General features: G+C 45.6%; 22 protein-coding genes. 7 read left to right on the top strand and 15 right to left on the bottom strand.

Annotation, left to right across the window (positions count from 1 at the left end):
• Window positions 1–43: 43 nt before the first annotated feature.
• From nadA to ispH, 3 genes are all read right to left on the bottom strand, one after another.
• A complete protein-coding gene (gene nadA / locus VGD82_RS00380; RefSeq protein WP_414684445.1) occupies window positions 44–1156 on the bottom strand; it encodes a quinolinate synthase NadA in 1113 nt (370 codons plus the stop codon).
• A gap of 172 nt (window positions 1157–1328) precedes the next feature.
• Entirely contained in the window at window positions 1329–1811 is a 483-nt protein-coding gene (nudB, locus tag VGD82_RS00385) for a dihydroneopterin triphosphate diphosphatase (protein ID WP_331018497.1), read from the bottom strand.
• Window positions 1811–2857, bottom strand: coding sequence for a 4-hydroxy-3-methylbut-2-enyl diphosphate reductase (gene ispH, locus VGD82_RS00390; RefSeq protein ID WP_331018498.1), 1047 nt, complete (start codon window positions 2855–2857; stop codon window positions 1811–1813). Before ispH ends, nudB begins: the two co-directional genes overlap by 1 nt.
• A 140-nt stretch (window positions 2858–2997) precedes the next feature.
• Between ispH and purU the strand changes: the two genes are divergently transcribed.
• The gene (purU, locus tag VGD82_RS00395; protein ID WP_135276638.1) at window positions 2998–3852 is read left to right on the top strand and encodes a formyltetrahydrofolate deformylase; all 855 of its coding nucleotides are present in this window, start codon (window positions 2998–3000) and stop codon (window positions 3850–3852) included.
• A 90-nt stretch (window positions 3853–3942) separates the two neighbouring features.
• Here the strand turns inward: purU and lysA are convergent, their stop codons facing one another.
• A complete protein-coding gene (gene lysA, locus VGD82_RS00400) occupies window positions 3943–5193 on the bottom strand; it encodes a diaminopimelate decarboxylase (protein WP_331018499.1) in 1251 nt (416 codons plus the stop codon).
• Between the two features lie 37 nt (window positions 5194–5230).
• Complete coding sequence (gene lptM, locus VGD82_RS00405; RefSeq protein ID WP_331018500.1) at window positions 5231–5353, bottom strand: LPS translocon maturation chaperone LptM; 123 nt, start codon at window positions 5351–5353, stop codon at window positions 5231–5233.
• Window positions 5354–5596: 243 nt separating this feature from the next.
• Between lptM and VGD82_RS00410 the strand changes: the two genes are divergently transcribed.
• The 6 genes from VGD82_RS00410 to VGD82_RS00435 all read left to right on the top strand — a co-directional run bounded on the left by VGD82_RS00410 (window position 5597) and on the right by VGD82_RS00435 (window position 13195).
• Window positions 5597–6040 carry a type IV pilin protein gene (locus VGD82_RS00410; RefSeq protein WP_331018501.1) on the top strand — a complete coding sequence of 148 codons (444 nt, stop codon included), beginning with the start codon at window positions 5597–5599 and terminating at the stop codon, window positions 6038–6040.
• Window positions 6034–6588, top strand: coding sequence for a GspH/FimT family pseudopilin (locus VGD82_RS00415; RefSeq protein ID WP_331018502.1), 555 nt, complete (start codon window positions 6034–6036; stop codon window positions 6586–6588). Before VGD82_RS00410 ends, VGD82_RS00415 begins: the two co-directional genes overlap by 7 nt.
• A 64-nt stretch (window positions 6589–6652) precedes the next feature.
• A complete protein-coding gene (locus VGD82_RS00420; RefSeq protein ID WP_331018503.1) occupies window positions 6653–7030 on the top strand; it encodes a prepilin-type cleavage/methylation domain-containing protein in 378 nt (125 codons plus the stop codon).
• A gap of 37 nt (window positions 7031–7067) precedes the next feature.
• Window positions 7068–8147, top strand: a complete 1080-nt coding sequence (locus VGD82_RS00425) for a PilW family protein (RefSeq protein WP_331018504.1) — start codon at window positions 7068–7070, stop codon at window positions 8145–8147.
• The gene (locus VGD82_RS00430) at window positions 8144–8809 is read left to right on the top strand and encodes a hypothetical protein (RefSeq protein ID WP_331018505.1); all 666 of its coding nucleotides are present in this window, start codon (window positions 8144–8146) and stop codon (window positions 8807–8809) included. Before VGD82_RS00425 ends, VGD82_RS00430 begins: the two co-directional genes overlap by 4 nt.
• 9 nt (window positions 8810–8818) lie before the next feature.
• Window positions 8819–13195: a pilus assembly protein gene (locus tag VGD82_RS00435; RefSeq protein WP_331018506.1), complete on the top strand. Its 4377-nt coding sequence runs from the start codon at window positions 8819–8821 to the stop codon at window positions 13193–13195.
• Window positions 13196–13249: 54 nt separating this feature from the next.
• On the opposite strand, the gene VGD82_RS00440 is transcribed toward VGD82_RS00435, so the two are convergent.
• The 10 genes from VGD82_RS00440 to VGD82_RS00485 form a co-directional block, all read right to left on the bottom strand.
• Complete coding sequence (locus VGD82_RS00440) at window positions 13250–14335, bottom strand: DUF3108 domain-containing protein (RefSeq protein WP_331018507.1); 1086 nt, start codon at window positions 14333–14335, stop codon at window positions 13250–13252.
• A 12-nt stretch (window positions 14336–14347) separates the two neighbouring features.
• A complete protein-coding gene (locus tag VGD82_RS00445; protein ID WP_331018749.1) occupies window positions 14348–14884 on the bottom strand; it encodes a Gx transporter family protein in 537 nt (178 codons plus the stop codon).
• Between the two features lie 57 nt (window positions 14885–14941).
• Window positions 14942–15352 (bottom strand): NusG domain II-containing protein, encoded by a 411-nt coding sequence (locus VGD82_RS00450; protein ID WP_331018508.1) that lies wholly within the window; start codon window positions 15350–15352, stop codon window positions 14942–14944.
• Complete coding sequence (locus VGD82_RS00455; protein ID WP_331018509.1) at window positions 15327–16430, bottom strand: FAD:protein FMN transferase; 1104 nt, start codon at window positions 16428–16430, stop codon at window positions 15327–15329. Before VGD82_RS00455 ends, VGD82_RS00450 begins: the two co-directional genes overlap by 26 nt.
• Window positions 16431–17366 carry a glutathione synthase gene (gene gshB, locus VGD82_RS00460; RefSeq protein ID WP_331018510.1) on the bottom strand — a complete coding sequence of 312 codons (936 nt, stop codon included), beginning with the start codon at window positions 17364–17366 and terminating at the stop codon, window positions 16431–16433.
• Between the two features lie 11 nt (window positions 17367–17377).
• On the bottom strand, window positions 17378–18688 hold the full coding sequence (gene gshA, locus VGD82_RS00465) for a glutamate--cysteine ligase (RefSeq protein ID WP_331018511.1): 1311 nt from the start codon (window positions 18686–18688) through the stop codon (window positions 17378–17380).
• Window positions 18689–18753: 65 nt separating this feature from the next.
• Window positions 18754–19716: a lipoyl synthase gene (lipA, locus tag VGD82_RS00470; RefSeq protein ID WP_331018512.1), complete on the bottom strand. Its 963-nt coding sequence runs from the start codon at window positions 19714–19716 to the stop codon at window positions 18754–18756.
• Entirely contained in the window at window positions 19697–20347 is a 651-nt protein-coding gene (gene lipB, locus VGD82_RS00475) for a lipoyl(octanoyl) transferase LipB (protein ID WP_331018513.1), read from the bottom strand. Before lipB ends, lipA begins: the two co-directional genes overlap by 20 nt.
• Window positions 20348–20365: 18 nt before the next feature.
• The gene (locus VGD82_RS00480) at window positions 20366–20647 is read right to left on the bottom strand and encodes an HP0495 family protein (protein ID WP_331018514.1); all 282 of its coding nucleotides are present in this window, start codon (window positions 20645–20647) and stop codon (window positions 20366–20368) included.
• Between the two features lie 9 nt (window positions 20648–20656).
• Complete coding sequence (locus tag VGD82_RS00485; RefSeq protein ID WP_331018515.1) at window positions 20657–21835, bottom strand: D-alanyl-D-alanine carboxypeptidase family protein; 1179 nt, start codon at window positions 21833–21835, stop codon at window positions 20657–20659.
• Window positions 21836–21838: the final 3 nt, after the last annotated feature.

Here is a 21838-nt window from a genome sequence, read left to right on the forward strand (position 1 = left end):
GCAAATCGCTAGGCTAGGGTGTTGTATGCAAGAGCATGCGTGCTTAAGAGGCCGCTAGCATGCGATCTAACGTTAATTTCGCCAGTTTAGCTTCGTGCGCAGGTACTTTGATCTGGTTTACAACTTTACCCTCTACCAGATTCTCCAGCACCCAAGCCAAGTGTTGTGGGTCTATACGTGCCATCGTAGAGCATTCGCACACTACATGGCTCATGAATTGTACCAGCTTGCCTTCAGCCTTCATTTGCTCGGCCAAGCGGTTTACCAGGTTTAATTCAGTACCTACTAACCATTTAGTGTTGGCAGGTGCGTCGCTGATGGTTTTTAAGATGTATTCAGTAGAGCCTACGTAGTCAGAGTGCTGGCAAACTTCAAACGGCGCTTCTGGGTGTGAAATCACGAACCCATCTGGATGCTCGACACGGAATTTTTCTATGTTCTGCAGTCGGAACATCTGGTGCACAGCACAGTGCCCTTTCCACAGCAAAATCTTCGCATTCTTAATTTGCTCTACGGTTAAGCCGCCTAGCGGTTGGTCTGGGTCCCACACTGGCATTTGTTCTAGCGGGATGCCCATTTTGTAACCGCTCCAGCGGCCTAAGTTCTGGTCAGGGAAGAACAGCACTTTTTCGCGCTGTGCGAATCCCCACTCTAGAATTTTTGGCGCGTTGGTGCTGGTACACACAATGCCACCATGCTCACCGCAAAACGCTTTAAGGTCAGCAGCGGAGTTAATATAAGTAATTGGCGTGATTTGCTCATCAAAGTTAAGTACTTTGTTAAGCTCACGGTAGCTGCGCTCAACTTTAGCAAGGTTGGCCATATCCGCCATCGAGCAGCCAGCGGCAAGGTCAGGCAGAATTGCAATTTGCTCTGGGCGGCTTAAAATGTCTGCGACCTCAGCCATGAAGTGCACACCTAAAAATACGATGTATTCAGCGTCCAGGTTTTCAGTGTAGCGTGACAGTTTAAGTGAGTCGCCAGTGTAATCGGCATGACGATATACGCTCTCGTGCTGATAATGATGACCTAGAATAACAAGGCGTTTACCTAATTTCTCTTTGGCGGCAATGATACGGCGCTGACAGTCAGCGTCGTCTGTCGCTTGAAATTTCTCGAATTTAATCGGGGCGGCTGGTATGGTTGCAATAGACATAGTATTTTCTAAAAGTGCACACGCTAAAGCGTATATTTTATAACGGAAACATGGAATAAGTCGACGAGCGGTATGAAGCACAAGGCGTCCGGAACGCAGAAGCCGAGATAGTACAAGTTGTACATCGAGGTTGCGAGTACCGCACAACGATGTGATTTGCACGCGTAGGCACTTATTCTATGTTTCCTAAAGTTAATTGATGTCGTTCACCTAATCGTCTTAATGCATCTACGTTTGTCCATGAAAATACCCGTTTAGCAGCCTCGCGCCAATCGACCCATTCATATTGCAAATGTTCGTTTGGTGCTAGCTTAACGGGCAAGGCGCTCGGTAGCATCAAGCCAAATAAGTGTTCTCGGTTTTCAGTGACGCCAGGAGCATAGCGATGGCGCCAGTGAGGGTAAATTTCATATACATTAGACACGTTCCAATCTTCCAAAGTATATTGTGTTGCATCTAAGCCGGTTTCTTCGGCTAGCTCTCTGGCCGCAGCCTGATGCGGTGTTTCGTCACCTTCGATACTGCCGGTTACAGATTGCCAGAACCCAGCTTTGTCTGCACGCTCCATAATCAATACTTTTAAATCTGGTGTGTAAATAAGTACAAGTGCAGAAACTGGGGTTTTATAGGTTTTCAAGGTTGGTGCGGGCTGCATTAATGGTTAGAGGGTGACTTGGCTGAATTGGTTTTAGCTGCGCTCGTCAGGTTCTTCGGCAACTGAAACACTACGCTCTCCACCACGCCCTGTAATTCTTGTACTTGGCCGGCACCAAAGCTTTGCAATTGTGCGATAACTTCTTGCACCAATATTTCAGGCGCAGATGCACCAGCAGACACCCCAACTTTTTTCTTGTTAATTAACCAATCTGGTTTTAAATAGCTAGCGTTATCTACCATATAGGCTTCAATGCCTTGGTTTTTAGCTACTTCGCGCAAACGGTTGGAGTTGGAACTGTTAGGTGAGCCCACAATAATTACTAAGTCACAGTCTTGCGCCATAATCTTTACTGCATCTTGTCGGTTTTGCGTGGCGTAGCAAATGTCATCACTCTTAGGTGCGTTAATCTGCGGGAACTTTGCCTTGAGTGCATTGATGACCAGTGCCGCATCATCCATGGAGAGTGTAGTTTGCGTAACATAAGCCAGCTTGCTCGGGTCTTTGACAGTTAACGCAGCAACGTCTTCTGGAGTTTCCACCAAATACATGCCGGTATTGATGGTGCTGTTGTCCGCTTGCTCAACCTGCCCCATAGTGCCTTCAACCTCAGGGTGGCCTTTGTGCCCTATCATTACGATTTCCATACCGGCTTTGCGCATTTTTTCCACTTCTATATGCACTTTGGTCACCAGCGGACAGGTGGCGTCATAGGCAGTGAGGCCGCGCGACTCTGCTTCCGCCCTTACCGCTTTAGATACACCGTGCGCGCTAAAAATCACGATGCTGCCGGTAGGTATTTCATCCAACTCTTCAACAAATACGGCACCTTTTGCACGCAGTTCGTCTACTACAAACTTGTTATGCACAACTTCGTGGCGCACATAAATGGGCGCACCAAATTTCTCTAGTGCCTGTTCCACAATAATAATGGCACGATCAACCCCTGCACAGAAACCGCGCGGGTTAGCGAGTACGATCGTAGCATCATTCGGTGTTATTTCGTTCAGAACTTGCTGATTAGGCGTAGATTGCTCGGTGTTCATATATCATCCACATTCAAATTGCATCAGGCGCTAAGCGCATCAGGTATAATTGCTTCTTTTAAAATAATTAACTTTAAAAATATTGTCGGTTAGTTAGGCGTCGTTTAATGCCAGAATTAGCTAGATTATAAATTTTTACTATGAAAAATACTGCAACCTTACTGATTACTTGCCCAGACACTAAAGGCATTGTCGCAGCCATTGCTGATTTCTTGCTTCAGCACAATGCCAATATTTTACACGCAGACCAGCATCAAGATGCGGAAAATAATCTATTTTTAATGCGCGTGGAATGGGACCTCACCGGTTTTAATCTGGATGAAGCCAGCTTTAATCATGCATTCTCTGAGGTTGCCAACAAATTCAGTATGCAGTGGCAACTTAAGTTGTCTCAGCATAAAACGCGTGTTGCCATCATGGTATCGCAGTATGACCATTGCCTAGCCGATTTGTTGCATAGACACAAAAGCGGCGAGCTGGCCTGTGAAATTCCGTTAGTGATTAGTAATCACCGTGATACCGAAAATTTAGTTAAATTCTATGGCATTGATTTTCACCATATTGAAGTCAATAAAGACAATAAAGCTCAGGCTGAGGCCGCGCAATTTAAATTGTTTGCAGATTACGGCATTGATTTGATCGTGCTAGCGCGTTATATGCAGATTCTGTCACCAGATTTTGTGTCACGTTACCCGCAGCGCATTATTAATATTCACCATTCTTTCTTGCCAGCTTTTATTGGTGCGCGCCCTTATCATCGTGCTTTTGAGCGTGGTGTTAAATTGATTGGTGCAACCAGCCATTACGTGACCGAAGTGCTGGATGAAGGTCCGATTATTGAGCAAGGCATCGACCGTATTTCGCATCGTGACCAAGTTGAAGACCTAATTCAGAAGGGGCGAGATTTAGAGCGCGTGGTGCTGTCCAAAGCGGTGAGCTGGCATATCGAAAATCGTATTTTGCTATACGCAAATAAGACGGTGATTTTTGACTAAGCGGTAATAAAAAAAGCGAAGATAAATCTTCGCTTTTTTATGGTCACCACCGTTAGGTATTAATCGCTAGCGGTGGAGTGAGCTGGGCAATTAGCCGTTCGGTAAAATGCTTTCATTTGCGAACAAATCTACAATTTGTTCGCGCTTTCTAATTAAGTGGCATTCGCTGCCATCTACCATGACTTCGGCAACGCGTGGTCTCGTGTTGTAGTTGCTAGACATGCTCATGCCATAAGCACCTGCAGACATAATGGCCAACAAATCTCCCTCTTGTAAGGCCAGTTCTCTGTCGTGCCCTAAAAAGTCACCACTTTCACAGACTGGCCCGACAATTTCATAGTTCACAGTGGCTTCATCACGTGGTTTTACTGCTTTAATATCGTGGTAAGCGTCATAGAGTGCCGGACGCATTAGGTCGTTCATGGCTGCATCTACAATCGCAAAGTTTTTGGTTTCGGTTTGTTTAATATACTCAACTTTAGTAACTAACACACCGGCATTGCCCACCAAAGCGCGGCCTGGTTCAAATACCAGTTTCACATCGCGTTTACCCAGCTTTTCACGCATGGCCTTTGCATAAGCGGTGAACTCCGGTGGTGTTTCATCGCTGTAGCAAATGCCGATGCCGCCACCTAGGTCGATATGCTGAATCTGTATATTATTTTCAGCTAATGCATCAACCAAAGCCAGTACGCGATCAAATGCGTCTAAGAACGGAGATAGCTCGGTGATTTGTGAGCCGATATGGCAATCTACACCATGAATGGCGATGTTGGACATTTCTGCCGCTTGCAGATAAATATCCAGCGCGTCTTCATATGCCACGCCAAATTTATTATTTTTTAAGCCGGTAGAAATATAAGGATGGGTTTTGGCATCAACGTTAGGGTTTACGCGTAATGAAACCGGTGCGATTTTACCCATATAGGTTGCTACATCGTTTAGTCGCACTAGTTCACTAGCAGACTCCACGTTAAAGCAAAAAATACCAGCTTCTAATGCTGCGCGCATTTCGTCTGCGGTTTTACCTACGCCAGAAAATACTACCTTTTTCGGGTCACCGCCAGCGGCAATCACACGTGCCAGCTCGCCGCCAGATACGATGTCAAAACCAGCTCCAAGCTTAGCAAATAAATTGAGAATCGCAAGGCTAGGATTGGATTTTACGGCGAAGCAAACTAGATGATTCGCATCTTTAAAGCCAGCGCTAAAGCGCTCAAAAGCTTGGCTAAGTGCACTTTTTGAGTATACGTAGCAAGGTGAGCCAAAATTTTCTGTAATTTGTGTAAGTGCCACATCTTCTGCATGCAGCACATTGTTTTTGAGTGTAAAAGTATTCACAGTAATGTCTTAACGATAGGGGTTAAAAATGCAGGGCTTATTTGCTGGACGTGGTCGGCTGAGGGTATGCTTTCTCAGGAATATATAGCGGGCCTTTGGTGCCGCATGCGCTTAATGCGCTGCTTGAAATTAGCAGAAATATAATCAGTTTTTCGCGCATTGAAATTAGCCTTTTGTTAGTTATCTATGAGTTTGTAGCGAGATAACGCATCTTAAGTCCAGAAAATTAAGTTGCTATTCTACCATTTTTTACCTGCCGTTAGCTTGGTACAAAAGGCGGTAAGATCCTATAAATTGATAGCAATAACCGTTTGTTAGGCTAAATTTACCATTTGTCGGATGCCAATAGACATAGCCGATAATTAAGCAGAGGATTCACGCTAAGGGAAAAAGGGAAATTGCCATGAATATCTTGTTAAATAAACAATCAAGTCACTGTTACCAGTCGTATGCTGTTCAGAAGGGTTACTCTTTAGTAGAGATGATGATTGCGGTTGCAATTATTGGCATCTTGGGTTCTATAGCACTCCCAAAATATGGAGATTATGTCAAAAAAGGTAAGGCTGCCGAAGCGACTTCTACTCTGGCAAATCTGAAAGTGAGGATGGAGCAGTATTATCAAGATAACCGTACTTATGTAGGTGGAATCTGTGCGCCGGCTAGTGGGGCAAAGTATTTTGCTTATAGTTGTAGTAGCGCAACAGCTACGGCTTTTGTATTGGTTGCAGATGGCGTGGGTGAAATGGCTAATTTTCAGTATACGGTAGATCAAAGCGATGTTAAATCTTCAAAATACGATGGTGTTACTGGTAGTTGCTGGTTAACAAGTAAGGATGCCACATGCTAGTGCAAGCCCCAATACGCACCATGCTAGGCTATAGCTTGATAGAGCTGGTGGTTGGGATTGCTATCATCGCAGTGTTGGCAAGCTTAAGTGTTTCCAGTTATCGTGATTGGATAGAAAATACACGTATTCGTAGCGCTGCAGAGTCCATTCAAAACGGTTTGCAAGTGGCGCGTGCAGAGTCAGTAAAACGCAACGCGCAAATTCAGTTTGTATTTACTGGCAATTCTGGTTGGACGGTAGGTTGTGTTGTTGCGGTAGGTGATTCTGACGGTGATGGTGTTGATGACTGTCCTGCCACCATCCGCAGCCGTAGCCAAAATGAAGGTTCGACTGCCAATATCACTGTTTTAACAACGCCACCTGCACAAACCTCCGTTGTTTTTAATAACTTAGGGTCAACCACCCCGGTGTCATTTACATCTGTCGATATTAACTCTACGGCTGTATCGGGCAGTCGAGCTTTGCGTATTACGGTTGGCGTGGGTGGGAATATACGAATGTGTGATCCTGCGGTTGCTCAATCCTCAAATGACTCACGCAAGTGCTAACTGTGTAAGAGGTATTAAGGTGAACAATAGTACAAATTTTTTGAACAAACGCTCATTTTCTAGTATGAGCAGTGCTAAAGCGCAGCAGGGGGCAATGTTGCTTGAGGCGCTAATTGCCATAGTAATTTTTTCTATGGGTATTCTTGCATTAGTTGGCTTACAAGGGGCAATGCTAAGTAATACTAGTAATGCCAAGTATCGTGCGGATGCCAGTTATATTGCGCAACAAAGAATAGGCCAAATGTGGGCAGATTCTGATAACGCGATTAATTATCTAGAGAATCAGACGAAAATCCCTCAATTGTTACCTAATGGTGAACGTACGGTGACACAACCAAATTTAAATCAGTTTGTGGTGACCGTGACTTGGCAGGCTCCAGGCGATTCCGAACAGCATAATGTGGTGATGAATGCTTCAATTGTTAAAGTTTTACCAAATTAATCGGCAATTGATAAATATTGAATCAGAGGCTTTTTAGATGCTAACGAATACTAAAAAAAATGATGCAAATATCCTGTACCTTGACAGCTGCAAACGCAAAGACGTAAGCACTTCTCAGCTTGGGTTCAGCTTAATTGAGATTATGGTTGGCTTAGCTATTGGCATGTTGGTTACTTTGGTGATTATGCAAGTTTTCTCAGTCTTTGAAGGCCAAAAACGCAGCACTACCGGTACAGCAGATGCACAAACCAACGGCAATGTTGCACTATACAATATTCAGAGAGACGTCCAAATAGCCGGATTTGGTTTACCAGAAATTGACCCCAAAGGTTCACCCATGCAGTGCAGTCCATCGCCTTCGTACGACGACCCGGACACGCCATTTGTTGAAGACTTTGATATGTTCCCGATAACCATAGTGGATGGTGGTACGAGCAGTGACCAGATTACTGTACGTTATGGTGATGCGCCTATGGGTGGGTTTTCTTCACTGATATCTAGTAACCCTGCTGGATTACCTGAAATTGTTGTTGATAATAACATGGGGTGTAAAGTTAACCATGTCGCCATGATTGTGAATCAGGGTGTTTGCGCAATGACCAAGATCAGAACGGTTACTCCCACCACTAAAGTCACTGTCGCTGTTGATGGTGGTGGCAAGGTGGCAAATGCTGCAAAATCTGGCGCTAGTCTGTTCTGCTTGGGTAATTGGAGTGCGGTTAGTTATGGCGTTAATAATGGCATGCTTGAGCGTAATGGTCAGTCTAGTGTGGCAGAAATTGTTAGCATGCAGGCACAGTATGGCATTTCGGACACTGCGAATAATAACAAGGTAACATCTTGGGTTGATGCGAGCGGCACCTGGGCTGCGGGAGGGTTAACTGTTGCAAATAGAAATCGCATTAAAGCAGTAAGAGTGGCTATAGTAGCGAGAAATGGGCAGCTGGAAAAAGAAACAGTAACCTTAAATGCCCCAGTTGCCTGGCCTGATGAAGCGGGCTCACCGGCGCCTGTGATTAACTTAACGACAATTGAAAATTGGCAACGTTACCGTTACCGCGTTTATGAAACCATTATTCCGCTACGTAATATTATTTGGTCAAAAAACGTATTATGAGTAAATTCAACATGAACTCACTTAATAAAATCAGTACCTTTTCTGTCGTGTTGCGCCAAGCTAGCAGCAAGCAGAACAGCATGCTTAAACAAAATGGTGTGGTACTGTTTTTTGCGCTTATGGCACTCGTTGTCATGTCGCTTGCCGCGGTGGCATTGATTCGGTCTGTAGATACCAATACGTTGATAGCGGGGAACTTGGCATTTAAACAATCGGCAACTGCATCAGCAGATACGGGGGTTGAGACGGCTATTAAGTGGCTGGAGGCGAATCAAACAACAGCACTCAATAGTGATAACGTAAATACTGGTTATTATGCCTCGCCTCAAGATGATGCGAAGGTGCGCTTTACTACAGGTTATAGTTTGGCTTCTGGTGCTGGCATTGCTGCTGGTAAAGACAGTAGTGGTAATACCATTAGTTATGTCGTAGAAAGAATGTGCGTGGCTGGTACAGTGTTGCCTACTACAGGGCTGTATAAGGCAAAAGAAAAATGTTTGCTTGGTGCCGCATCAACAAGCCCAGGATCACAATCTACAAAGGTGTATGGCACTTCTGGCGGCCAGTTGTCCAGTGCTGGTGATCAGCCAATGTACAGGGTTACCGTTCGGGTAGCAGGTCCCAGAAATACTCTTAGTTTTACGCAAGCCTTTGTTTATTAGGATTAAATCATGAAAAACTACTCACGCTCCTTGTTGACGTCTTTTTCCATAACTGGCTTGTTACTTTTAGGTGGTATGTTGCCGGTATCGCTACAGGCTGCTACGGTTGATTTAGCCACTGTACCTTTGGCAAACGCTACAACCACCAACGTGCTACCCAACCTGATGTTTATTTTGGATAACTCTGGCAGTATGAAGCAGGACTACACGCCTGATTACATCAGTGATGTTTTTAATAGTCCAGCTACCAATGATAAAAACTGTCGTGATAGTGGTGATGATGGCACATCGGGTTCATCTGGTACGCTAGGTGATGTGTTCCCCGGTGTAGTTAGTGGTACGACTCGTGTGCTGGATATGTGCGTGGTGGGTGATGTACCTTTTATGAATAGCGATATGAATAGTCAGTATTACAATCCGGCAATTCGCTATACGCCAGGTGTGAATGCAGATGGTACCAGTAGAGGTGACCAAACGACATTTACCAATGTAAGGACAGACTCTTACAATAAGCAAAATACTACGCAATTATTGGCAACAGCCAATTATGTGGATCTCACGACCAGCTACCCTGACCGAGTTTGGTGCACTAAACAAAACCCTAGCGCCAGTGAACTGACTAATACCAGTGTCTGCCGAAAAAATAGTGATTATCTTTACCCAAACGCAACCTTTAAATATGGGCGTACTTCTGGAGTGCCAGATCAGCAGATGACTGCCAGCATGCTGACCAATGTAATTAAAGTGACTGGTGCGCCCTATTACTATTCTGTGGTGCCAACAGAGTATTGTAGTGAGTCAGAGCTAGTCAATTGCGTATTGTCCTCAACGCCAACGACTGTAGCTGGTGTCAGTTATAGTTTCCCGGCTAAGTCGCGTTGGTGCAGTAACACTGCATTGACCACCTGCAAATCAACACGCTCCGGTGCTTATGTCTACCCGCGCTATGTGGGCTCGGCCATTACAGGTGTGGCTGCAGTAGGCTCGTTTACGGTTTCTAGTGTAAACACTGGCACCACCACGGTTGGTAGTGTTAAGGTAAACAATATTGAAATTATGGGAGGCACCGGCACTGGCTGTGGTACTGCATCGTCTACCTCATCAGGAAGTGGTTCCGCACGACGTAATGCGCTTGCCGATGCAATTGTTACCAAAATTAATAGCTGTAGCTCCAACCCTGAATACACGGCAGTTTCTGATGGCGCAAGTAACCCTAAAATTACCATCACATCTACAGTTGCTGCGGGTGCTAGTGGTAACGGGAATGTGCAAGTTAGCAGTTTAACTAATAGCGCCACAGTTGGCAGCATTGTGAACTCTACCGGTGGCGTTACTAGCTCATCTACGCCGCCTTATACCTTTACCCGTACCGATATCACTTCTCTTAACGACAGTTACCCTAAGTCAGCCGCTCGTACAGATTGCGGGGCGACATGTACCTATGTGCAGGAAATGACCAATTTTGCTAATTGGTATACCTACTACCGCACTCGTATGCAAGCGATGAAAACCGCCGCAAGCTTAGCTTTTAAACCGATTGATAATCGATATCGCGTCGGCTTTATTACCATCGCCAACCAAAGCAGTAATTACTTACCAATCGATAAGTTTGATGCTGGCACTGGTAGCCAAAAGGAGCAGTGGTATACCAAGCTGTTTGGCATTACACCTAGTAGTAGTACTCCGTTGCGCTCTGCACTTTCCTTAGTCGGCAGAATTTATGCGGGTAAGAACCCTGTAGGCTCTTCCGATCCAGTGCAATACTCTTGCCAGCAGAATTTTGCATTGTTAACAACAGATGGATATTGGAATACAGATGCAGATGCTGATGTGAAAGATGTTGCAGGTACGGGGCAGGTAGGTAATAAAGATGGCGGGTCGACGGCGCGCCCTATGCATGAAGGCCCGACTGCCAGCTCCAATAGTTTGGCTGATGTAGCCAAATATTATTATGACACTGATTTGCGTACTACTGCCCTAAGTAATTGCACAGGTGCACTTGGAGTGGATGTGTGTGAGAACAACGTATTTGTGAGTGGCAGTGATAACAATCCACAACAGCACATGACCACGTTTACTTTGGGTTTGGGCGTTGACGGTGCTTTAATGTATAGCAGTGATTATAAAACTGCAACATCAGGGGATTTTTATAATCTTAAAAATAGCTTAGGCAGTCCTACAGTGAATTGGCCAGTCCCAGTTGCGGATACGGAAACCGCGGTAGATGATCTCTGGCATGCGGCGGTTAACGGGCAGGGCACTTATTTCAGTGCCAAAGATCCGGCGCAACTTACTAAGGGCCTAACCGAAGCACTTTCCCAAATTAATGCAAAAATTGGGGCTGGTGCAGCAGCTGCGACTAGCACGCTTAACCCTGTGCAAGGCGATAATTATGCTTATTTGGCAAGCTACACCACGGTTAAATGGACAGGCAACTTAGAACAGCGCACAATTAATACAACAACAGGAGAGGTAAGTGAGTCTGCGGTATGGTGTGCTGAAGATATCGTGACTGCATCATGCTCATCACCTAGCTCTATCGTGGCTCAGCCAAGTGGCAGTAGTAGTGTTTACTATTGTGTTACACCAAATGCTAGCAGTTGTCCTGCTGGAGTTATGGATGGAACAAATTGCAAGGTCGAGGTGTCTGCCGCTTGTCATGGCACCATGGCTGCTAAGGTTGCCTCAGGCACTAGACGCGTTCTTATGAATAGTGGCGGTGCGCTTGCGAATTTTACTTATACAAATATGACGCCTGTTCAACAGTCTTACTTTCAGCAGGCTTATCTGGCACCTAAATTGAGCCAATGGACGTCGTTAGATTCTAGTACACAACAGCCAAATGCTAAAGAAGCCAATTTAGTGAACTTCTTGCGTGGAGATACTGCGTATGAAGACCGAGGCACCAATACAGTTGTGAATCGTCTGTTCCGTTATCGCGAGGCATTTTTGGGTGATGCGCTTGAGTCATCACCGGTATTTGTAGGTAAGCCAGTATTTAAATACACTGAAAACAATTACCCTAATGGGATAAATGAGAGCAGGGGGAGGACTGTATACATAGGTACCAATGATGGAATGTTGCACGCTTTTAATGCCGATACAGGTGAAGAGCGATGGGCTTATGTGCCAAGCATGGTAATCCCCAATATGTGGAAGTTGGCAGATAAAAATTACGCAACTATGCATGCGAATTATGTAAATGGTGACCCTATAGTATCTGATGTATATGATGGAAGTAGCTGGAAAACCATTTTAGTTGGTGGTCTGAATGGTGGTGGTAAAGGCTACTATGCTTTAGATATTACTAATCCAGATTCACCGATTCTTTTATGGGAGTTTGGTAATAGCGATTGCGCAGGTTGCACGCGTACCGATAACAATATGGGCTATAGCTTCGGTAATCCTGTGATTACCAAAACCCCTGAAAATAAATGGGTAGTTGTATTAACATCTGGATACAACAATGGAGGTGGTAGTGAGAGTGGTAAAGGCATTTTATATGTGTTGAATGCGCTCACTGGTACTTCGTTAGTTGCAAATATTAGTACTGGTGTTGGTGACAATGTAACGCCAAGTGGGCTTGCTGAGATTTCTGCTTGGTCCGATGTGGCCGATGCTGAGAAAGAAAATGTAGCACATTGGGTTTATGGTGGGGATTTATTGGGTAATTTATGGCGCTTTGATATCGGCGCTACACCATCTAGCCCTAACCCTAAACTGGTAGCGATATTGAGAGACCCTCAAAACAACAGGCAGCCTATTACTACACGACCAGAGTTAGGTAAAGTTGGTGAGAATCGTGTTGTTTTTGTTGGTACTGGTAAGTATCTTGAAATAAATGACCTTACCAATAAACAGCAACAGACACTTTATGCAATTAAAGATAGTGATGGCCCAACCATTGATAACCCGCGTAATACATTGGTGGAGCAAACGCTAAGTGCACCAAGTAACACGCGTACAGGCTCGGCAAATAATGTGGATATGGCCAATGGTGATGGCTGGTTTGTAAATTTCTACGTGCCTGCTGCCTCTGACACTACTACTGCCGCTGAGCGACAAAATGTTGCAGGACAACTGGTTGCTGGTACGCTGTTGGTGCCGACGACGATACCATCTAATGCTGTTTGTAGCCCTGGTGGTTATAGTTATTTTAATTTCTTTAGTTATGATAGTGGCAAGCCGCCAAACCTCTCTACAGGACTGGTTTCAACGAAAACAAATGCGCCAATTGTTGGCTTCAATGTGATGTATATTGCGGGTAAGCCAGTGGTTTCTGCGGTAACCGCAGACGCAAAATTTGAACCTGTAGCCACGGAATTTGGTAGTGGCAATGCCAAGTTCCAAAGTAAACGGGCAATTTGGCGGGAGCTCCTAGATTAACTAGTAATTGTTAAAAAATAAAGAGCGGCGAAGCCGCTCTTTATTTTTTTAATGCTACCAAGTGACATTAGGCTCTGATAGTTTTAAGGCTGGGGTACTGTTAATGCTGGTGATTACCTGTTCAATCACACTGCCATTTTTTTCAGTTTTACGGATTTTGATAGGCAGATCTTTGTAGTCAGTGGCTAGCCATAATTCGGTTTTTTCTTCATTATTCGCATTAGCTTTGATTAAATGGATTGTATTTAGTGCACCAGCTTTTGAATAAATGATTTCTTCCCCCACAAAGCGATAGTTATAATTCCGTAATGTTTTGCCATTGGTGATGTTAATCGCGTTAGTTCCTACTGGTGCTGTGAACATGAATTGGTACATAAAGCTTAATAAATCTTGTGTGCCAATTTCTAATTTGTCGGTTTTCTCGCCCTTCTCAGTACGCATCGTCAATGTGCCCTCATCCCAGTGAAAATTAGCAGTCTGTGATTTTTTGTTGCCGTATCGATACGAGTAATAGCTTGGTTTTAAGCCGTTTTCTGTCACATAGCCTTGGCTCTCTTGCACTAGGTTTTGAAAGAATAAAGCAGTTATGCCTTGGGCTTCAATGGTGCTTTTGATTGAGTAACTGCCGGATTTATCTATATTGAAGGTGATTCGTGCATTACCTACCACACTTTTATTGCCACCTTGAAACACCTCAAACTCTGTTTCTATATACTGCGGTGTTGCGACTGCCGCAGCTTGCTCCGAGATTGATGGTTCTGTAGGCGCAGGCACATCACTTTGCTTAACAGGCTCAGGCTCTGCTGGGGGCGGTGGTATATCTGTGTCGTCGATTGCTGGAAAGTCAATTTCATCTTCTCTGGACGTATCGGTGCTATCAACAGGTGTGGCACTTTCGGTACTGGCAGTTTCAGTTTTTTCTGGCTTGGGTTTAGGTGCAATTTTTTCTACGGTTTTGCTTACCAAGGTGGGTGCTGGTGCTTGCACTAACTGTACATTGAGTGGCTGATGGTCATCACCCATGTCTGGCAGTGTGAAAGAGGACTCCGAAAAGAATAGCGTATGCAATAGCAACGACACCATCACAGCAGCTATAAGGGCTTTATGAGCTTTAGCATGTGATTTAAGGGTATGAAACATTTGGTTGCTTAGCTAGTGGTGGCTGCTTCTAGGTGAGGTGTCTGTGATAGATATTTCATTATAGAGTAACTTGTGGGCAATGATGCCATTGATTAGCCCGAAAAACAGCGCAGCCATGGCAAAAATAGGCACTAAATAAGCCACGCTGGCATGTGGAATCAACCATAGCCTTACTATAATCAATTGCCCTGCTATGTGTGCAAAAGCAGCGAGTATGCTTAACGATACCGTGCCGAAGTGTTTTTTAGGTAGGTGCATACTTAACCACAATACACCTAGACTCAGCAATGCGCCGGCTAGGCTGAGCATAAAAGTAGGTGATAGAAACTGCCCTAGTAACAGGCTGCTGGCAAATACCCGTAGTATGCTCACCCAAGCCGCGCTGGCAAATCCATGTTTAAATAATACATACAGCGTTACTATGTTTGCGATGCCCGGTTTTACACCTGGTAGCGGTGATGGAATCACCGCCTCTAGCATGTGCAACGCAATCGCAAGCGCGGCCAATTTAGCAATGCGATGGTCTTCTATTGTAGTTTTAATCTGCATTGTTAATCGCGCATCTATAGGTTTATCGTCTAAGAGATTTGCCACGTAATACTAGTGCTAATAGTTGAGTGAGTCATAATTTTTTGTTTCACCAATCAGTTCTAAACTAAGCTGGTTGGGTAGGCACAACGCAGCCTGCCCTGAGCGTGATAGCCAGCCTTGGTGCACGCAGTATTGATTATGGCATGGGGATTTGGAAAATCTCGCTCTGCCATTCATGATACTTACGGTGGCAGAGCCAATTGCACCTTCTACGTGAATGTCTCGTTGCTGGTTGAGGCTATATGTGCCGTATATGGTGTCGCCTAACCGAATTTGTACGCGGGTTGCACCGTCGTGCGACCATAACTGTTGAAACAATACCGCCACCAGAACAATGCCTGCGGTGAGCACGCACCAATCACCAGCCCGCATGACATGGGTTTTGCTTTTAATTCTGGTTTTAATGTAGTGCGGTAGCTTGAACATGCAAATGCTTCTTAAAGTCTGCATCTAGCCAAGTGAGTTTGGTCTGCATTTCTGGTGTAACAAAGGCATGAGAGGCTTGATCTATCGCCATGTAATGTTGAATGCCTAAAGTGGCGGCAATGGTTGATTTTTGTGCCCATGGTTCAATAAAAATCGGCTTGGATGCAACGTCAGATAATACGCCAGCTTGGCTACTATGCGCTGCTTGTGGCGGAATTAATACGGTAACCGCCTGCGTGTGCTGTACCGGGTAGCCCGTGCGAGGGTCGATAATGTGGCAATAGCGTTTGCCATCTAACATGAAATAGCGCTGGTAATCACCAGAGGTGCCGATTGCCCAGCCATCGGCTAACTCCAGTGTGGCAATGGCCGTGGGTTTGCGTGGGTGCTGTATGCCTACGCGCCAAGCTGTATCGCCATGTTGACCCAGTGCGATGATATTGCCCCCTATGTTGATGAGTGCATTGCTGACCTGTTGCTTGCGTAAATAATCTGCCGCCTGATCTAGCGCATAACCTTTGGCGTAGCCGCCTAAATCCAGTTTTACATTGGGATTGTTACTGTAGGCGGTGTTGTTTTCAATGACGATATCCGACATGCGCGGATTCGCCTTAACTAGGTTGCTAATCGTTTCTTTATCAATATTAACCGCGCTAAATTCATCACGCTGAAAGCCCCAAGCACCAATTAAATGGCCGATGCTGGGGTTGAATAAACCATTAGACTGCTGTGATAGCTTGCTTGCGTCGAACAAGATCTCAGCCATGCGAGGGCTGATGTTGACGGCTGGCTTACCCGAGCTGAAGGCTGCGTTAAGGGTGCTTAGTTCACTGGCTTGGTTATCGGCTGCGGGCTTCCACGCATGTAACTGCTGATGCAAGTGCTGAAAGTCTTGCAGTATATGATTAGTCAGTGCTCTGGCGCGCGCTTCAGGCTCGCCATAAATGCTGATATCAACCAGTGTGCCGAATACATAGCTTTGGCTGTGGTAGAGCCGAGGTTGGTTGTAAGCGATGAGACCCCATATTGCTAGGCAGCATGCTGCTACAATCAATAACGGTTTAAATCCTTTATGCATTTATGAATGCTGTTGTTGCTCTAGCGCATTGATAAAGATACGGGCTGGGTTACAGTCGGTTTGGTTGGCAATTTCCACCATGCCAGTGGGGCTGGTGACGTTGATTTCGGTGAGATGCTCACCAATCACGTCTAGGCCGACTAGGAACAAGCCAGTCTGTTTTAACACTTTACCAACGGTAGTTGCAATTTCACGATCACGCTCTGTGAGCGGTTGTGCAACGCCAGTACCGCCCGCAGCTAGGTTGCCGCGCGTCTCCCCTGCCATCGGAATCCGTGCCAGTGCATAAGGCAATGGTTCACCATCAATGACAATAATGCGCTTATCGCCTTGCACAATCGCTGGCAGATAACGTTGTGCCATCACAGTTTGCGAGCCAAACTGGGTAATGGTTTCCAGAATCACGCTGATATTGGGGTCTTGTAATGTCAGGCGGAAAATACTGCTGCCACCCATGCCATCTAGAGGTTTAACCACAATGTCGGCATGCGTGTTAAGAAACTCGCGGATTAATGCCTGATTTGCCGTGACTAGAAACTCTGGTGCAAACTGCGGAAAGCGGGTGACAGAGAGCTTTTCATTCCAGCCACGAATCGCACTAGGGTCGTTGAATACACGCGCCCCTTGCTGGGCTGCGATTTCCAGCAGATAGGTGCTGTAAAGGTACTCGTTATCAAACGGTGGGTCTTTACGCATGATGATGGCGTCAAACTCACTGGGCGCAAACTCTGCCTTTTCTGCAGTCACATAACTTTCGCCCGTAAAGCTAAACTGCTGCACGTTAATTCTGGCCTGTGCGCCACGCAGGAACAGATCATGCTGCATACTCACAAACAGCTCATGGTCACGCTGACTGGCCTCGCGCATAATGGCAAGGCTAGTGTCTTTATAGCTTTTTAAGCTGGCGAGCGGGTCCAGAATAAAGACTAGTTTCATAGGTGCAGGCTTTATTGGTTAAGAGGGTCTAGTTCTTGTAACTCGATGGCGGCCGCTAATAATGCTAAACGCGCAACAACACCGTACGCATAAAAACGGTTAGGAGTGGCATCTGGCGAGCCCGCACAGTCAGGCAAGGTACAGGGTTTCTCAAACGCTAACGGCACAAAATGTGAGCCTGGTGCGTTTAAGTTTTCATCCACGCCTCTGCCGGTGTGTACACGGTAAAAGCCGCCAATCACATAGTGATCCATCATATAGACCACAGGCTCTGCAACGGCATCGTTGATGCTCTCGAAGGTGTAAACACCCTCTTGAATAATCACCTCGGTAACTTCTAAGCCCTCTTTAATCACGGACATCTTGTTGCGTGCTTTGCGGTTGAGGCCGCGTACGTCATCCGGTGATTTTACGGTCATAATGCCCATGCCATAGGTGCCGGCATTGGCTTTTACAATCACAAACGGCTCTTGTGTTACGCCGTATTCTGCGTATTTGAGTTTGATTTTCTCAAGTAATGATTCTACTTTGGCGGCAAGGCAGTCTTCACCGGTTCTGGCGTTAAAGTCAATTTCACCACAGGTTTCGAAATACGGGTTGAGCAACCATTCATCAATGCCGAGTAAATCTGAAAACTCGCGTGCCACATGGTTGTAGGCAGCAAAATGCTGGGATTTTCTGCGTGTGCTCCAGCCTGCGTACAGCGGTGGGATTAGGTTTTGCTCTAAATTCTGCAGAATCTCTGGAATGCCACCAGATAGATCATTGTTAAGCAGAATTGCACAGCTATCAAACTCGCTGAGCTCGATGTCCCCTAGTTTAGCTGCTGCTAGCTTGAGACGATTGCCTTCGCGCACCACAGGCTCTAGCAATAATGGCTGGCCGTCATGGGTTTCCAGCACAGTGGGTTCGGTAATCTCTGGCGAGATAGAGCCGATTCTTACGTTCATGCCAGCTTGTTTCAGGATATTGGCAAGCTCTACAACATTGCGCAGATAATAAGTGTTGCGGGTGTGGTTTTCAGGAATGATCAGTAAACGGCTGGCTTCCGGACAGATTTTTTCAACCGCGACCATCGCCGCGTGTACGCTTAAATGTAGGAAATCCGGATTCAGGTTGTTAAAGCCACCGGGGAACAAATTGGTATCAACCGGGGCTAATTTAAAACCAGCATTACGTAAATCAACCGACGCGTAAAATGGTGCTGCATGATCTAACCATTGTGTGCGAAACCAATGCTCAATTTTTGGCATGGCATTTAGCATGCTTTTTTCTAGAGATAACAGTGGGCCATTGAGTGCTGTTGTTAAATGCGGAACCATATTTTCCTTTTTTAAAACTTTAACGCGGTTGTTTAGAGGTTATTACCAATACCGGAGCTCCATCGTTAAGTGATTACTTGATGTGCTTGAGCGTCAGCATGATAGCTACTTCTTACCATGGGGCCACTGGCTGTATTATTAAAGCCCATTGCATCAGCTTTTTGTTTTAAAGTTTCAAAAATTTGAGGTTCCACATAGCGCATCACCGGTAAATGGTGCACGCTAGGCTGTAGGTATTGCCCCAATGTCAGCATGCTGACATTGTGCGCGCGCAAATCTTGCATCACCGCTAAAATTTCTTCATCCGTTTCGCCTAAGCCTAGCATCAGGCCAGATTTAGTCGGCACATGCGGGTACATCTCACCAAATACTTTTAATAAATTTAATGAGTTTTGATAGTCTGAGCCCGGTCTTGCTTGTTTATACAGTCTAGGAATGGTTTCCAGGTTGTGGTTCATCACATCAGGCGGAGCTTTACGCAGTATCTCCATGGCTACATCTAGGCGGCCACGAAAGTCCGGCACTAAGATTTCGATTCGGATATTGGGTGAGTGTGCACGTACTGCCTGAATGCAGTCAACAAAATGCTGGGCGCCACCATCCAACAGGTCATCACGATCTACACTGGTAATCACCACATAGTTTAGGCGCATCTGCGCAATGGTTTTTGCCAGATTTTCCGGTTCGTTAACGTCTGGAGGCAACGGTTTGCCGTGTGCAACATCACAGAATGGGCAGCGGCGTGTGCAAATGTCACCCAAAATCATAAAGGTGGCGGTGCCGCCACTAAAGCACTCACCGATATTGGGGCAGCTGGCTTCTTCACATACGGTATGTAAATTATTCTCACGCAGCACCCGTTTTATTTCCTGATAGCGTTCACCATCTGGCACTTTCATGCGTATCCAGTCAGGCTTGCGCTGCACTGGCTGCGGAATAATTTTAATCGGTATGCGCGATGTTTTTGCCGCGTCAATTTCTTTTACACCAGCAACTTTGGATGTTTTGTTAGGGGTTACGTTGGTCATACAAATGCTCTAGTTTGCTGGCAAGCATTGTTACAAGCTGCTCACCAATGGTTTGTATATTGGCATCAATGCCGAGGTCTTTGGTTTGTGTCACTGCCAGCCCTTTGTAGCCGCAAGGGTCAATCGCGCTAAATGGACTTAAATCCATGTCTATATTCAGGCTTAGACCGTGGTAACAGCAGTTGTTCTTCACACGTAAGCCTAATGAGGCAATTTTGGCCTCTTGTGCGTTTGCTAAGGCTACATAAACGCCGGGCGCATCTGGTTTTGCCACTGCGCTTACATGGTATTGCGCCAGTAATTCTATCACTGTATGTTCCAGCAGGCTGACTAAACTGCGTATATTAAGATGGCGCCTGGATAAGTCTAGTAATACGTAAAGGATGACTTGTCCCGGCCCGTGATAGGTGATTTTGCCGCCGCGATCCGTATTGACAAGTGCAATATCATGACGCGTAGGCGGCACGACCTGTTTGCGGTTAAGACCTAGCGAGTAAACCGGCGTGTGCTCGGTGAGCCAAATTTCATCGGCAGAATCGGCTGTGCGAGCTGTGGTGAACTGCTGCATCGCCTCGACTGTAGCTTCAAATGAGGTAATGCCTAGATTTCTAACGATAATGTTGGTTAGCATCGCAAGATGATGCGCATCTTAAAGCGTGTATTTCACTAAAGGATGCGCAGTTAATAGGCGATAAACATCATCAAGCTGCGCTTGTGAATCCACATCCACTGAGCACGTCAGGCTAATATATTTGCCATTAGTGCTAGCGCGCATTTCTACATGCTCCGCATTAAAACTAGGCACAATGGTTTGAATCAGGCCAATTATCGTCGTCGCGAATATGTCTTGTGTTTCTCCCATCACCTTGATGGGAAAGCGACATGGAAACTCGATAAGTGGCGGTGTGGTTTGTGGGTCTATATCGGTCATCGTTATTACTTATTGCATCAGTAGTTTAATAGAGTCCCAAGCGCGGCCGAACAAGCCTGCAGTCGCAACGGATCTATCCGCTACCAATGCGCGCTCGCTAATGGTTCTACCATTTAATACAAACTTAACTTGCCCAATCACTTGGCCTTTTTTGATAGGTGCGATCAGCGGTTGTGTGCTTGAAGCAATTGCTTTTACGTTGGCATATTCGCCTTTAGGCAATGTCAGGTATAGGTCATTGGCAGTGGTGGAGTTGATTTCATTCACTTCACCTTTCCATACTTTAAGCTTGCTCACAGGTTTGTTTTGTTTGTATACCAAGGTTGAGTCAAAGAACTGAAAACCGTAGTTTAATAATTTTTGGCTTTCAGTCGCACGCGCTGTGTCTGTTGGTGCGCCTAAAATGACCGAGATGTAACGCGTATTGTCGCGTTTTGCGGTTGAAATTAAGCAATAACCTGCAGATTCAGTATGGCCGGTTTTCATGCCGTCCACATTAGGGTCTAGCCATAATAAACGGTTGCGGTTAGGTTGTTTGATATTGTTATAGGCGTATTCTTTTACTGAATATAAGCGTTTGTACTCTTCTGGAAAGTCGCGAATCAGTGCCATCGCCAAGGTCGCCAAGTCTTCCGCAGTAGTGTAGTGCTGAGGGTCTGGCAGACCGGTAGCGTTCATGTAGTGGGTATTTTTCATGCCTAGGCGTTCTGCTTCTTTGTTCATCATTTGTGCAAATAATGGCTCAGAGCTTGCAATGCCTTCTGCAAGGGTAATAGACGCATCATTACCTGACACAATAATCATGCCGTGTAATAGTTCATCCACCGTTGCTGGTTTGTTAGGCTCAATAAACATTTTTGAGCCTTCTGTTTTCCAGGCATGCTCACTCACAGGCAAGGTTTGGCTGAGTTGTAGGTGGCCATTTTTAACTGCTTTAAATGCCAAGTATGCAGTCATGATTTTGGTTAGCGAAGCTGGCTCTACGCGCATGCTTGCATTGTTTTGTGCGATCACGTAGCCGTTGTTAAAGTCTTTAAGCAAATAAGCTTTAACTGCCAAGCTTGGTGGCGGTGCAATTTGGGCTGCACCAGCATGAGCCAGGCTGGTAAATGATGCGGCAACTAGGCTGGTTGCAAGCAATGATGCGCTGATAATACGAGTTAAAACGTGTTTTTTAATAATATGCATGAG

Origin of the sequence: Methylotenera sp. (assembly GCF_036401095.1) — a bacterium.
Taxonomy (GTDB): Bacteria; Pseudomonadota; Gammaproteobacteria; order Burkholderiales; family Methylophilaceae; genus Methylotenera.

Excerpts from the sequence above, each read along its gene's own strand:
- VGD82_RS00410 (WP_331018501.1), top strand. The coding sequence starts at position 5,597 with ATGAATATCTTGTTAAATAAACAATCAAGTCACTGTTACCAGTCGTAT.
- VGD82_RS00420 (WP_331018503.1), top strand. The coding sequence starts at position 6,653 with ATGAGCAGTGCTAAAGCGCAGCAGGGGGCAATGTTGCTTGAGGCGCTA.
- purU (WP_135276638.1), top strand. The coding sequence starts at position 2,998 with ATGAAAAATACTGCAACCTTACTGATTACTTGCCCAGACACTAAAGGC.
- VGD82_RS00440 (WP_331018507.1), bottom strand. The coding sequence starts at position 14,335 with ATGTTTCATACCCTTAAATCACATGCTAAAGCTCATAAAGCCCTTATA.
- gshB (WP_331018510.1), bottom strand. The coding sequence starts at position 17,366 with ATGAAACTAGTCTTTATTCTGGACCCGCTCGCCAGCTTAAAAAGCTAT.
- lptM (WP_331018500.1), bottom strand. The coding sequence starts at position 5,353 with ATGCGCGAAAAACTGATTATATTTCTGCTAATTTCAAGCAGCGCATTA.
- VGD82_RS00445 (WP_331018749.1), bottom strand. The coding sequence starts at position 14,884 with ATGCAGATTAAAACTACAATAGAAGACCATCGCATTGCTAAATTGGCC.
- VGD82_RS00450 (WP_331018508.1), bottom strand. The coding sequence starts at position 15,352 with ATGTTCAAGCTACCGCACTACATTAAAACCAGAATTAAAAGCAAAACC.
- lipA (WP_331018512.1), bottom strand. The coding sequence starts at position 19,716 with ATGACCAACGTAACCCCTAACAAAACATCCAAAGTTGCTGGTGTAAAA.
- ispH (WP_331018498.1), bottom strand. The coding sequence starts at position 2,857 with ATGAACACCGAGCAATCTACGCCTAATCAGCAAGTTCTGAACGAAATA.
- VGD82_RS00415 (WP_331018502.1), top strand. The coding sequence starts at position 6,034 with ATGCTAGTGCAAGCCCCAATACGCACCATGCTAGGCTATAGCTTGATA.
- VGD82_RS00480 (WP_331018514.1), bottom strand. The coding sequence starts at position 20,647 with ATGACCGATATAGACCCACAAACCACACCGCCACTTATCGAGTTTCCA.
- VGD82_RS00455 (WP_331018509.1), bottom strand. The coding sequence starts at position 16,430 with ATGCATAAAGGATTTAAACCGTTATTGATTGTAGCAGCATGCTGCCTA.
- VGD82_RS00425 (WP_331018504.1), top strand. The coding sequence starts at position 7,068 with ATGCTAACGAATACTAAAAAAAATGATGCAAATATCCTGTACCTTGAC.
- VGD82_RS00485 (WP_331018515.1), bottom strand. The coding sequence starts at position 21,835 with ATGCATATTATTAAAAAACACGTTTTAACTCGTATTATCAGCGCATCA.
- VGD82_RS00430 (WP_331018505.1), top strand. The coding sequence starts at position 8,144 with ATGAGTAAATTCAACATGAACTCACTTAATAAAATCAGTACCTTTTCT.
- lipB (WP_331018513.1), bottom strand. The coding sequence starts at position 20,347 with ATGCTAACCAACATTATCGTTAGAAATCTAGGCATTACCTCATTTGAA.
- nudB (WP_331018497.1), bottom strand. The coding sequence starts at position 1,811 with ATGCAGCCCGCACCAACCTTGAAAACCTATAAAACCCCAGTTTCTGCA.
- gshA (WP_331018511.1), bottom strand. The coding sequence starts at position 18,688 with ATGGTTCCGCATTTAACAACAGCACTCAATGGCCCACTGTTATCTCTA.
- VGD82_RS00435 (WP_331018506.1), top strand. The coding sequence starts at position 8,819 with ATGAAAAACTACTCACGCTCCTTGTTGACGTCTTTTTCCATAACTGGC.
- nadA (WP_414684445.1), bottom strand. The coding sequence starts at position 1,156 with ATGTCTATTGCAACCATACCAGCCGCCCCGATTAAATTCGAGAAATTT.